This is a genomic window from Staphylococcus sp. M0911 (assembly GCF_003491325.1).
In the GTDB taxonomy this organism is placed as follows: domain Bacteria; phylum Bacillota; class Bacilli; order Staphylococcales; family Staphylococcaceae; genus Staphylococcus; species Staphylococcus warneri_A.
This window is the reverse complement of sequence record NZ_CP022881.1, coordinates 1050802-1063762: the sequence shown is the minus strand read 5'-3', so window position 1 is coordinate 1063762 and position 12961 is coordinate 1050802. Positions and strand designations below refer to the sequence as shown.

At 31.8% G+C, this 12961-nt stretch carries 5 protein-coding genes and 1 pseudogene; 1 reads left to right on the top strand and 5 read right to left on the bottom strand.

The annotated features are described in order from the left end of the window. Positions 1–133: 133 nt before the first annotated feature. Genes ssp1_RS05290 through ssp1_RS05280 form a run of 3 tightly spaced genes read right to left on the bottom strand, consistent with a single transcriptional unit; the run spans position 134 to position 2931 of the window. Entirely contained in the window at positions 134–559 is a 426-nt protein-coding gene (locus ssp1_RS05290) for a YtxH domain-containing protein (protein ID WP_075779003.1), read from the bottom strand. A gap of 21 nt (positions 560–580) precedes the next feature. Further along, positions 581–1273, bottom strand: a complete 693-nt coding sequence (locus tag ssp1_RS05285; protein ID WP_107546621.1) for a pseudouridine synthase — start codon at positions 1271–1273, stop codon at positions 581–583. Further along, on the bottom strand, positions 1270–2931 hold the full coding sequence (locus ssp1_RS05280) for a putative polysaccharide biosynthesis protein (protein WP_075779005.1): 1662 nt from the start codon (positions 2929–2931) through the stop codon (positions 1270–1272). Before ssp1_RS05280 ends, ssp1_RS05285 begins: the two co-directional genes overlap by 4 nt. Positions 2932–3249: 318 nt before the next feature. Here ssp1_RS05280 and ssp1_RS05275 point away from each other — a divergent pair, with 318 nt between their 5' ends. Continuing rightward, positions 3250–4518, top strand: coding sequence for a BaiN/RdsA family NAD(P)/FAD-dependent oxidoreductase (locus ssp1_RS05275; RefSeq protein WP_075779006.1), 1269 nt, complete (start codon positions 3250–3252; stop codon positions 4516–4518). 43 nt (positions 4519–4561) lie between these two features. On the opposite strand, the pseudogene ssp1_RS05270 reads toward ssp1_RS05275, so the two are convergent. Together ssp1_RS05270 and ssp1_RS12025 are read right to left on the bottom strand one after the other, a co-directional pair. Further along, positions 4562–10084: pseudogene (locus ssp1_RS05270) on the bottom strand (DUF1542 domain-containing protein). Positions 10085–10330: 246 nt separating this feature from the next. Further along, positions 10331–12904, bottom strand: coding sequence for a DUF1542 domain-containing protein (locus tag ssp1_RS12025; protein WP_240328900.1), 2574 nt, complete (start codon positions 12902–12904; stop codon positions 10331–10333). Positions 12905–12961 lie beyond the last annotated feature (57 nt).

Sequence of the window (12961 nt, the reverse complement as noted above, 5' to 3'; positions counted from 1 at the left end):
ATTTTACATGAAGTTACTGCGAAACTACAGTAAGATGTTAGAAAAATTACTAAATTTTCTAAATTTTTATTACAAAAAAACACCTATACACGATTTCTTCGAGAAATGTGTATAGGCGTTTAGCTTATTAAAATTATTTTTTATCTTCTAAAGCATTTTTATTATTTTTTAGATCTTCTTCTGATACGACGCGTAAATTATTATTAGCTGTAGCGCCACCTTCATCATCAAATTTACCTTCTTCTAAATCATCAGCTTTATTATCATCTAAATTTGTGAATCTAGTTTTTTCTTCCTCGAAGAATGCTTTAGGGTCATTTTTAATTCTTTCTACGTAACCTTTTGGATTACTTTTAACATCTTGAATTGTTTCATTAGCTTTAGAACTAATTTGATTTGCGAAGTCTTTAGCATTCGCTTTATATGATTCTGGGTTTTCTTTGTATTGATTATATTGATCTTTTAATTTATCTCTGCTTTCTTTACGAGATAATAGAACTGCTGCTGCAGCACCACCTAAACCTAATACTACTCTGAATAAATTTGTTCCTTTTGCCATATTCAAACACCTTCTCTTTCTTTAGTTTAAAAGTAATTTAAAATCATTTTCTGTTAATAAACGAAATTCGCCTAATTTAAGAGATGTATCCAACTCTAATTCAGCAATTTTAATACGTTTTAATTGTAATACCTCATTTTCTATCTCATGAAACATTCTTTTAACTTGATGATATTTACCTTCGTATATCGTAACACGTGATCGTCGATTTTCAATGATTTCTAATTGTGCAGGTTTTACTAACCCATCAGACAATTCTAATCCTTCTTTAAATCGCTCTACATCGCTTTGTGTTACATCATTTTTTGATACTACTTCGTAAGTTTTAGGCACGTGTTTATTTGGACTCATCAAATCATGGTTAAATTGACCATCATTAGTGATTAGTAGTAAGCCTTCTGTATCTTTGTCTAACCTACCTACAGGGAAAATCCCCAAGTGTTGATACTCAGGGATTAAATCTATAACAGTTTGATGTTTATCATCTTCAGTCGCTGATACTACACCAGATGGCTTATTTAACATGATATACACTTTATCGATATATATTATTTTTTCATCATTAACTGTAATGATATCTTCATTAGGATCAATTTGCGTTTTTGGAGACTTGATCACTTCATTGTTCACTTTAACGTAACCTTTTTTTAAACTTTGCTTTACTTCATTACGTGTACCTACGCCCATGTTAGCTAAAAATTTATCTAGTCTCATCTTAAGAAACCAACTTTACGTCTGATTTTCTCAGGAATATCACCTAAAAACTCATCTGCAAATTTAGTCTTAATTGTAATACCGCCGTATATTGCTGCACCTACAACCACACCTACAGCAATAATAATTAAATAGCCTATTTTGCTAGGAGCTAGGAATAACTTTCCAATAAAGAATACTAACTCTACACCTAGCATCATAATAAATGAGTATAAAAAGATTTTACCAAAATGAATCCAACTGTAACTAAACTTGAACTGTGCATATTTCTTCAATATGAAGAAGTTACATCCAATTGCAAAGAGTAATGCAAATGATGTACTTAGTACAGCTCCTGGTGTATGGAATAACATAATAAGTGGATAGTTAAGGATTAATTTTATCGCAACTGCACCTAAAATTACATAAACTGTTAACTTCTGTTTATCAATACCTTGTAACATTGACGCTGTAACACTTAACAGTGAAATTAGAATTGCAACAGGTGCATAGATAAACAGTAATCGACTACCATCAAAGTTAGGATCATGACCTTGAACTACTGGATCATATCCATAAAAGACTGTAAATAATGGCTGTGCCAATGCCATTATTCCAATACTAGCTGGAACTGTAATGAACATCAGTACACCAATTGACGTTCTGATTTGTCGATGCATTTCTTCAAAACGACCTTCTTCATACGTTTTGGTAATATATGGAATTAAACTTACTGCAAAACCAGCACTTAATGACGTTGGAATCATAACAATTTTATTTGTCGACATATTTAACATATTAAAGAAAATGTCTTGCAATTGTGATGAAACACCCACTACAGATAATGCACCATTGTGTGTAAATTGATCGACTAAATTAAATAATGGGAAATTTAAACTTACAATTACAAATGGGATACTATATTTTATGATTTCTTTATACATATTGCCATAAGAAACATTGATATCGGTATAATCTGACAATACCATTTTATCAATATTTTTCTTACGCTTTCTCCAGTAATACCATAAAGTAAGAATACCTGCTATAGCACCAATAGCTGCAGCAAATGTTGCGATACCATTAGCCATTAATACTGTTCCATCAAATACATTTAATACTAAATAACTACCTACTAAAATGAAAATCACTCGAGCTATTTGTTCAGTTACTTCAGATACAGCTGTTGGTCCCATTGATTTATATCCCTGGAAGATACCTCTCCAAGTTGCTAATACCGGTATGAAGATAACTACCATACTGATGATTCGAATAATCCAAGTGATATCTGCGACAGACCAGCCATTTTTATCTGACGCATTACGAGATAAAGTTAATTCTGAGATAAAAGGTGCTAGGAAATATAAAATTAAGAATCCTAATACACCTGTTATACTCATGACAATAAAACTTGATTTATAAAATTTCTGACTGACCTTATACGCACCTAAAGCATTATATTTAGCTACATATTTTGAGGCTGCAAGTGGTACACCTGCTGTAGCTACAGCTATCGCAATATTATATGGTGCATAGGCATACGTGAACGGTGCCATATTTTCTTGTCCGCCTATTAAATGGTTAAATGGAATAATAAATAGTACACCGAGAACTTTCGTAATTAAAATACTTAGTGTAATTAAAAAGGTCCCTCGAACCATTTCTTTACTTTCGCTCATTAACTATCTTCCTATCTTTAAAAGTTTATTAAAACTAGTTGAAATCATGTTGCGTTCGTTATCATTAGCTTACATTATTATAAAATATATCACAAAAAGACTAACATGGGGATTGATTTTATAATAATTTTAAATGTTTAAAAGATGAAAACGAATTAATCCTTTATTATCCGTTTGAATAGATTATGTATCTAAGATACTTCAAGTTTTCTATTATAGTTATTATTTTATTCATTGTCATCTAATTATACAACTTCTATAGCATATATTTTTTGATTCATATACAATAGTGTTGAATATTCATTGGAGGAAGTTAATATGTATCAAACAATCATCATCGGTGGTGGCCCAAGTGGTTTAATGGCTGCAGTAGCTGCTAGTTCTAATAGTAATCAAGTTCTTATATTAGAAAAGAAAAAAGGTCTAGGTAGAAAATTAAAAATATCAGGTGGTGGTCGTTGTAATGTTACCAATCGCTTACCCTATGCAGAAATAATTAAAAATATACCAGGTAACGGTAAGTTTTTATATAGTCCTTTTTCAATATTTGATAATGAATCCATTATTGATTTCTTTGAAAGTCGTGGCGTTAAATTAAAAGAAGAAGACCACGGACGAATGTTTCCTGTTTCAAATAAGGCCCAAGATGTCGTTGACACGTTAGTAAGCACAATTAACGAACAACAAGTTACTGTTAAAGAAGAAACAGCAGTGACTCGTCTATCTGTAAATGACAATGGTATCTTTACGGTTGAGACATCACAACAAACATATGAAGCAAATAGTGTGATTATAGCAACAGGTGGCACGAGTGTTCCACAAACTGGTTCGACAGGTGACGGTTATCGCTTCGCAGAATCCATGGGACATACCATAACTGAGTTATTCCCTACCGAAGTGCCAATCACATCCCCTGAGCGCTTTATCAAAGATAAAACTTTAAAAGGATTAAGTTTGAAAGATGTAGAATTATCCGTTTTAAAGAAAAATGGCAAAAAACGAATTAGTCACCAAATGGATATGATTTTTACACATTTTGGTGTCAGCGGTCCTGCCGCCTTAAGATGTAGTCAATTTGTATATAAAGAACAAAAGAATCAAAAGAAAAACGAAATTCTAATGTCTCTTGACGCTTTTCCAGAGTTAAATCAAGAAGAACTTACGCAACAAATTCGACGTATGTTAAAAGAACAGCCAGATAAATTCATTAAAAATAGTTTACACGGTCTGATCGAAGAACGTTATTTATTATTTATATTAGAACAAGCTAATATTGATAACGAGACAACGTCGCACCATTTATCCAATCAGCAATTGACTACAATTGTTAATTTATTAAAAGGTTTTACATTCAAGGTTAACGGTACCTTACCTATTGATAAAGCCTTTGTTACTGGTGGAGGCGTTTCATTAAAAGAAATAGAGCCTAAAACGATGATGTCTAAATTAGTTACTGGGCTATTTTTATGTGGTGAGGTGCTAGATATCCATGGTTATACTGGCGGATATAATATCACAAGCGCGTTAGTCACTGGTCATGTTGCTGGTTTAAATGCTGGCAAACATAATACTTTAAAGAACAATTAATAAAACAGAGTCTAGATTTCTCTAGACTCTGTTTATATATTATTTATTTTAATTTATCTTTCTTTTGAACCATTCTTCTACTAACTAAGGCAGCACCTGCAGCAAATGTGATACCCGCTAATGGTAATTGATTATCATGTTGTCCAGTTTCAGGTAATGTTTCTAAACTATTTTGTTTATCAACTTCTGTGTCTGTTTCAACACTTTCATCAGACTCAATTTTAGTTAATGCGTTTGATTCATCGTTACCTTCGTCATTTCCATTTGCTTCTTTAGTAGGATTAGAGCCTACATCAGGTTTTTGTGGACTTTGTTGTTCTGTTTCTGGAAGAATTGCTTCAATTTGTTCAATAGCTTCTTCTTTCACTTTCATAACTGCTTCATTTGTATCAGCAGCGTCTAGTTGATCAGCAATAAGTGAAGCAAGACGATCTAATTGACTTAATGCTTTATCTTTTTGTCTTTGAGAAACATCAGCATTATTGATTATTACTTTTTGCTGTTGGATATGCTTATTAATTTCTTTTTCTGTTTCATCTTTGATTGACGCTTGTGCTTCGATTTGTGAAATTTGTTGTTCAGCGTCTTTTACAATCGTTTTCACTTCAGAATCAGATGGTGTTGCTTTAATAAGTTCAATCGCATTTTGTTCGATTGGATTTAATTGTTCAATCGCTGCTTCTTTCTCTTCTTTAGTTGCTTTAGGAGTTTGATTAATTTTATCGATTTGTTTTTGAACAAGATTTGCAATTGTATTTCTTGCCTCTGGTTTTACCACCGCAACGACATTAATTGCTTTAAGTTGTTCTAAAGCACTTTCTTTTACTTTAGTAATGTCATCGTTAGTATCTTTAGCATCAATATCAGATAGACCTTGTTCTAAAATATCATTTAGTTGTTCTTCAGCTGCTAATTTTTCAGTTTCAGTAGCATCATCATTGGAATCAATCATGTCTTGAACCTTGTCTGCTTGTTCTTTAAGCGCATTAGCAGCAATTGCTTTTTGTTCAACATTTACTACGACTGCATTTAAATCATTCATTGCATTGGCTTTGATTTGAGCAATATCAATATCAGAAGTTACATTGGCAATTTCAGTTTTAGCAGATTGTACGATTTGATCGACTTGTTGATTAGCTTCATTTAATTCATCAACTGTTGCACCAGGTGTATTTGCAAATGTTTCTTTTAATTGAGTTGCTAAATTATCAATTGAATTAATCGCGTTTGGTTTAGTTACAACTTCTGGATTAATACCATTAATTGCAGTTTCCCAATCTCTACTGCTTCATTGACGTCATATTTTGTATCACCATTATTAATATTGATTTCAGCAATTTCTAATTGTTCTTTAACATTTTGAATAGCTGCTTCTTTTTCTTGTGCTGTAGCTGTAGTATTTGCATTAATTTCATTTTCTTTAGCCGTAGCAACTTGATTAATATAGGCAATTGCTGATGGTTTTTTAGTGAATGTTACATCAAATTGATTCACATTTTCTATAGCATGTTCTTTTGCAGCAGTTAATCTAGCTACATTAATAGCCTGGTTAATTGATGCTTCAGCTTGTGTTTTAATTGCTGCTAAATCTGTAAGTGCAGCTTTCACTTCTTCTCTTGTTCCATCAATATCTGCTTCTATTTCACTCACTTTATCATTATAGACATCAGTAAATTCTTCTAATGCAGCTTGTCTAAGAGTTCCAATTGGTTGGATAGCTTTAATTTCAGATACACCATTTGCCTTAGCGTTATCTACATCTTGATCAGTTTGAGCTTGAGCAACTTGATCTTTTGCTGATGTTAATGCATTTTGAACAGCTTGTTTAGCTTCCGCTATATCTTCTTGTGTTGCATTAGGTGTTTTATCTAATTCCTCTTGTTTTAAATCAGCTGCATTATCTAGTTCTTGTGTTGCATTTGACTTTTTAACAATAGATGGTACAAATTGATTAATTTGAGTTGTACCTTCATTTTTAGCTTGATCTACATCGTTATTTGTATTTGCTTGATCAATATTACCTGTCACTTGATTCGCAATATCATCTAATTTATTAGATGCTAATTGTTTTTCTTCATTTGTAGCTTGAGGGTTTTGATTTACAGCATCTTTTTGTTGATTAATGCTATTTTGAATATCTTGTTTTGCATTGTCTTTAACAGTTGTTTCTGGTTGAACTGATTGAATAGCTTGATCAGTTGCTTTAACAGCATTATTTACATCAACAATACTTTGAGCATTAGTCACATCTGTTAAACCTTGTTGTAACGCATCATCAACTTTTGTATTTGCAGCTTGTTTTTCTTCTGCCGTAGAACCATTATTATTAGCTATTTGTTGTTTTTTATCGTTAGCTTGATTTTGTAAATCTGTTTTAACAGCTGTTTTAATTCCTGTATCAGCAGTAATCTGACCTATACTATTAATGCCTTCATTCTTTTTAGCCTCAACATCTGCAGCATTTTCTGCATTTACAATAGCTTGATTAGCATTATTTTGTGTGCGAGCTACCAGTTGTTTAGCTGCATCTTTTTCTTCTGTTGTTGCATCTTGGTTTTGATCAATAGTGTTATTTTGATTTGTTGCTGCTTGATCAACTTCATTTTTAGCATTTGTCTTAGTTTGAGTTTCAGGAACAACATTACCAATATTTGTTTCACCATTTTGAACTGCTGTGTCAACTTGTGCATTTGTAGTTGCAGCATTAATTTCATCATTTGCAGTTGTCACTGCTTGAGTTAATGTTTGTAATGCCGCTTCTTTTTCTTCTGTTGTTGCATTAGGTTCGTTGTTAATAATATATGTTTGTTGATCTTGTTTAGTTTTAATATCAGCTAATGCTGTTTCTTTTTTAGTATTCGCAGGTATAACTTGATTAATTTCTTGAATCGTTTGATCTTTAATTTGATTTACTGCTGCGTCAGTTTTAGCTTGGTTAATTTGTTCATTTGAAGCTGCAACGAGTGCATCCACATTATTTGTTGCTGCTTCTTTTTCCTCTGTTGTTGCATTATTATCATTAGGGAATGTCGCTTTACGTTGATCTGCAGCTTGAGTAATTTCGTTTCTAGCATTAGATTTAGTTGTTACAAATGCTTGAACTTGATTAATAGTATTAATACCATCATTTTTATTACTATCAACGCTTTGTTTATTCGCAGCTTGATAAACGTTGGCACTACCTTGACCTAACATACGATCTACTGAATCATTGGCATAATCTCTTTCTTCATTAGTCATATCCGGGTCTTGTGTCAAATCGTGTTTACGTTGATTTGCTACATTTTCTAATTCAGCTATCGCATTATTTTTATAATCTTTAGATGGTGTAATGGCTGCAATTTTTGCAATTTGTTCATTCTTAACATTTTCAACATCTGCATTAGATTGTGCCGCATCTATTGCTTGGTCTGCTTCTGTTTTAGCATTTTGTAATGCTTGTTGAGCTTCATTTTGTTCTTCTGTAGTTGTACCACGCGTATTTTGGATGACACCTTCTTGGTCAGTTACTTTTTGAGCAATTTCAGCTTTTGCAGCCGGTTTAACTTGTGCTTCTTGTTGAATTTGATTGATATCATTTTGATTAGTTGTTACAGCATTGTCAACATCATCATTACTTGCTGCTTGGTCAATGTCGTTATTAGCTTTAGTAACAGCTGCATCAACATTTGCATTAGCTGCATTATGTTCTTCTGTTGTAGAGTTTGTATCTTGATTAATTAATCGTTTTTTATTGTCTGCATCTTGTGCAATTGTTGATTTCGCTTGTTGTTTCTTATCTATTGATGGCGTTACATCATTAATTTGATTTATACCATTAGTAACCGCATTAGCAACTTCATCGTTTGTTAATGCTTGATCAATATTATTATATGCTTCATTCTTTCTAGGGTCTAAAACATTCATTGCATCATTTTTTTCTTCTGTAGTTGATTGATTTGAGTCATTAATTGCTTGTTTCTTTTGTTCATATGCATGATCAATTGTATTTCTAGCATCTGGCTTTTTAACTTCATCTGGAGCAACATTTTGTAATTCTTGAAGCGCATGATCTCTAGCTTCATTCACTTCATTTGTTGTATTTGCCGCACCTATTGCAGTATTTGCTTGATTTACAATTTGATCTACTTGATTATTGGCAACATTAATCTCTTCTGTTGTCGCATCCATATAGTTATTTGTATTATTATTTCTAATTTGTTCAGCTGACTGATTCACTTCAGCCTTTGCTTCGTCTTTAACTGTAGTAGCTGGCGTAACTGCATTAATTTGATTTATACCTAATTCTTTGGCTTGCGTTACATCCTGATTATTAGACGCGTCATTAATATTAGTAGTTGTATTTTGAACTAAGCCATTAACTTGTTCTTTTGCCACAGCTTTCTCTTCATTTGTAGCATTTTGATTTGCATCTATGTCACCATTATGTGTAGCAGCAGCTTGATTTACTTCTGCAATTGCATTTGGTTTAGCTGTTGAAGCAGGTACAACATTACCGATTGCATTAACATTTTGTGTTTGAATGCCGTTAATCTCATTTTCAGTATTAGCTGCATTAATATCTTTTAATGCTTGTTGTTCTGTTTGATGTACTTGGTTAACTGCTTCTTGTTTTTCTTCATTCGTTGCATCTGGATTATTATTAATTGTTAAAATTTGATCTGCAACTTTTTGAACTACTGCATTTCTTGTTGCATCTCTTGTACGTGCTTGTACATTTATAGCATCAATGGCTGCAATACCATTATTTTTAGCTGTTGTTACATCGTCCGTTGTGTTTGCTTGATTGATATTATTATTAGCATTAAATTGTTGATGTGCTACATCGTTTAAAGCTAATTGTTTTTCTTCTTGAGTGGCTTCTGTTGTGTTATCAATTGCTTGATTTTTATCAGTAGCTTTTTGATTAATTTCATTTGTTGCACCTTGTTTCGCATTTTCTAATGCTTCATCTTGAGCATTAACAGGTTGGTTCTGATTAGGTGCTACATTATTACCATTTTGGTCATCACCCACATCACGTTTATTACGTTTTTTAGGTGTTTGATTATTTTCAACAGTAGCAAACTGGTTTGCTTTGTTTGTTTAATCCTTCATTCGATTCAATGGGTGACTCTTTATCTTGTTTTTCTTTTGGCGTTTCTTGAGCTTGTTCTTGATTACCTTCATTTACTGGATTATCAATAACTGCATTAGGTTGATTGGCATCATTATTAGCTTCTGTTGCTTCTGGATTAGCGATTTGCTCATTATTTGTTTCAACAGCATTTTTGTTATCATTTTGTTGTTGATTTTGTTCTTGAGCTACAGCATTTTGAGGTGATGTTTGTTCATTTGCAGGATTATCATTTCCAGCTTGATTTTCATTTGGTAATGTCTGATCATTGGGCTGTCCCTGATTAACGACATTATCTGTCAATGGGCCATTAACATTGACATTATCTTGTTCAGCAGCATCTGCACTATTAGGATTAACGCCTAAAAATGCTACCGTTGCTATTAATGCTGAAAAAATACCAACGTTAAACTTACGAATACTAAATTTTTGTTGCTTAAATAAATTCATAATGACTATCCTCCTAGGTGTATCAATCGTGATGTTGAGTATTAGAAATTTATTTCTATAACAAATAGGTTGTACGCATATAATAAATTCATACAACCTATTTATTATTGATTTTATCATCAATATATTTTTAAATCTAGTCCATTAAATAACATTTTTATTTCAAAGTTGTTACTATTATTTTAATAATTATCATTGGTGCAAACTTAATAACTCATTCATATTTCAATGAATTCATTTCAAATTTTAACTAACCTTTTTTCTTCGTTTTAAGCTACTTACAAATATACTTATACCAAATGTAAACATAATAGGAACGATTGGATGTTGATAATTAGTTATACCTGTATTAGGCAACTCTTGCACAGATTCTTCCTTAAAATTACAAGTGTTCTTTACTTCTTTTTCTACGAAAAATTTATTATCTCTAGTATTACAGAATACAACTGGTTCTATTTCTTTCTCTAAAGTAACTTCTACTTCAGGTTCCGCTATAGGTAATTGAATTGCTTTTAATTTTTCAATTGTTTCTTTAACAATTTGTGTTACTTCATCATTTGTTTTTGCATCTTTAATTAATGCATTAGCTTCGTTTAAAATATCTTCAACTCTATTTAAAGCATTTTTTACTGCTTTTGGATTAACATTTTTAAGTTGATTTATTTTATCTTTGACTTCATTTGCAACAAGATTGATGTCATCTTTAGCACTAGGTTTCACTTCAATTACTGGTTGAATATGTTCAATGAGTTGCACTTCTTTAAGTTTTATTTGCGCTACTTCTTCATTTGTTAATGCTTTCATTACTAATATTTTGGCTATTTCCAATTCTTTATGAACCTTCGCAATGGCTTCATCTTTCTCTTCTTGTGTGGCTTCAATTATACGATCAAAATCTTGAATAACTCGTTGAGCAATTGATGTTAATGCTTCATTTGCTTCTGGTTTCACTTTAACAATTGGCTTAATACTCTTTATTAGAATTTCCCATTCTATTTTAGCTTTAGCAACTTCCGCATTAGTTAATGATTGGTCTACTGTATCAATACTATTTTTTAAAGCTTCCTCCAATTGATTGATAGCGTCATTTTTTTCTTCTTGAGTTGCCTCATTTGTATCATTAATATGTGTTTTAATTTGACTTGATAATTCTTTTAACACTTTTACCGCAGCAGGCTTCACTTCAATATTAGGCATAATCTGTTCAATATCTTTTAACGCTTTTGAAAGTACGTCTGCAACATTTTGGTTTGTTTGTGCACTTGATACCTCTTTAGTGTATTGGTTTACTGCTTGATTTAGTTGCTGTAATGCTAATTCTTTCTCTTCAGTCGTCGCTTCATTTGTTAACTTAATTACTTGGTCTTGTTTTGAGAAAGCTTGATCAATTTCATTAATTGCTTCAGGTTTTTTTACGATATTAAGTTTTACATTATTAATATCTTCAATTGATTGAGTCTCTGTTTGATCAACTTGTTGATTAGTTTGATCTGACTGTAAAGCATTTAATGCATTTTGAAGAATTGTCTTTAATTGTTGAATCGCGTCATCTTTTTCTTCAGTTGTTGCTTCACCATTATTATTAAACAATTGATTTTTAATTGCTTCAGCATTAGTGATCGCGGCTCTTGCATCATTCTTTTTAACTACATTAACTTGAACGTCATTAATTGATTGGACACCTTGTTGCTCCGTTAGGTTAACTTGATTTGTAGTTTTATCTTGATTAATTTGTGCTAAGGCTTGATTTAATAGTTTTTCGACTAAGGCTTTCGCTATGTTGATTTCCTCATTAGTAGCATCAGGTGTTAGTGATAAAGCATTCATTTTTGTTTCTGTAGTTTGATTTAAGGCATCTCTTGCATCTGTTTTCACTTTAGTAGACGGTAAAATTTGTTTAATATCATTAATTGCTTTATTTTTAGTATTTTCTACTTCAGTATCATCTGTAAATCGATTAATATCATTTTTAGCTTTATTAACAACAGTATTGACATCATTTATAGCTGCATCTTTCTCCTCTACTGTTGCATCTTTAACGCCATTGATGACCTTATCTTGATTATCCGCAGTTTGGTTTATCATTGATCTAGCATTTTCTTTGACAACAATATGAGGTAATATGTTGGGAATTATAGCATCGCTATTTGATTGGATTTGATTAACTTGTGCATTCGTGTCTGAGTTATTGATATCAGCTAATAACTGATTGTTAGCATTCTGCAATCTATCTAATGCATTATTTTTCTCCTCATCGGTTGCATCTTTGGCTTGATTAATAATTTCTTGTTGATGTTCTACAAGCTGATGTAATGCATCTCTAGCATTTTGTTTCACAGTCGGCTTGAACACAGTTTGATTAATCTTTTCTAATCCATTGTCTTTTGTATTAGCAACTTCTTGATTGGTATTATCATTAGTGATTTGTTGATTTAAATCATTTAATATATTATTCAAATTATTAATGAATGCATCTTTTTCGTCTTGCGTTGCTTCTTTATTCTCTAGTGCCTCTTGTTTTTTATTATTTATAGCATTAAGTAATGATTGTCTTGCATTTGTTTTAACAATCGTTTCTGGCACAATTTGTTGTATTTCTTGGTTTCCATTTGTTACAGCATTATTAAAGTCTTGATTTGTTTGTGCTTGGTCAATATTTTGAAGAGCTTGATTTTTAGCTTGTGCCACCAATTGTTTTGCAGCATCTTTTTCTTCAAGTGTTGATTCACCATTACTATTGATTACATTATCTCGTTGATTCGCTTCTGCTTCTATATTTTTTCTGGCATTATTTTTTACGACTGTTTCAGGTAAAGTCATATTGATTTGCTCAATTGCTTGTTGTCGTCTATCTTCTACATCTTGATTGGTCTGTGC

Bases quoted from the DNA above. Each gene is read 5' to 3' on its own strand.
- ssp1_RS05280 (WP_075779005.1), bottom strand. From the start codon at position 2,931: ATGAGCGAAAGTAAAGAAATGGTTCGAGGGACCTTTTTAATTACACTA.
- ssp1_RS05285 (WP_107546621.1), bottom strand. From the start codon at position 1,273: ATGAGACTAGATAAATTTTTAGCTAACATGGGCGTAGGTACACGTAAT.
- ssp1_RS05275 (WP_075779006.1), top strand. From the start codon at position 3,250: ATGTATCAAACAATCATCATCGGTGGTGGCCCAAGTGGTTTAATGGCT.
- ssp1_RS05290 (WP_075779003.1), bottom strand. From the start codon at position 559: ATGGCAAAAGGAACAAATTTATTCAGAGTAGTATTAGGTTTAGGTGGT.
- ssp1_RS12025 (WP_240328900.1), bottom strand. From the start codon at position 12,904: ATGACTTTACCTGAAACAGTCGTAAAAAATAATGCCAGAAAAAATATA.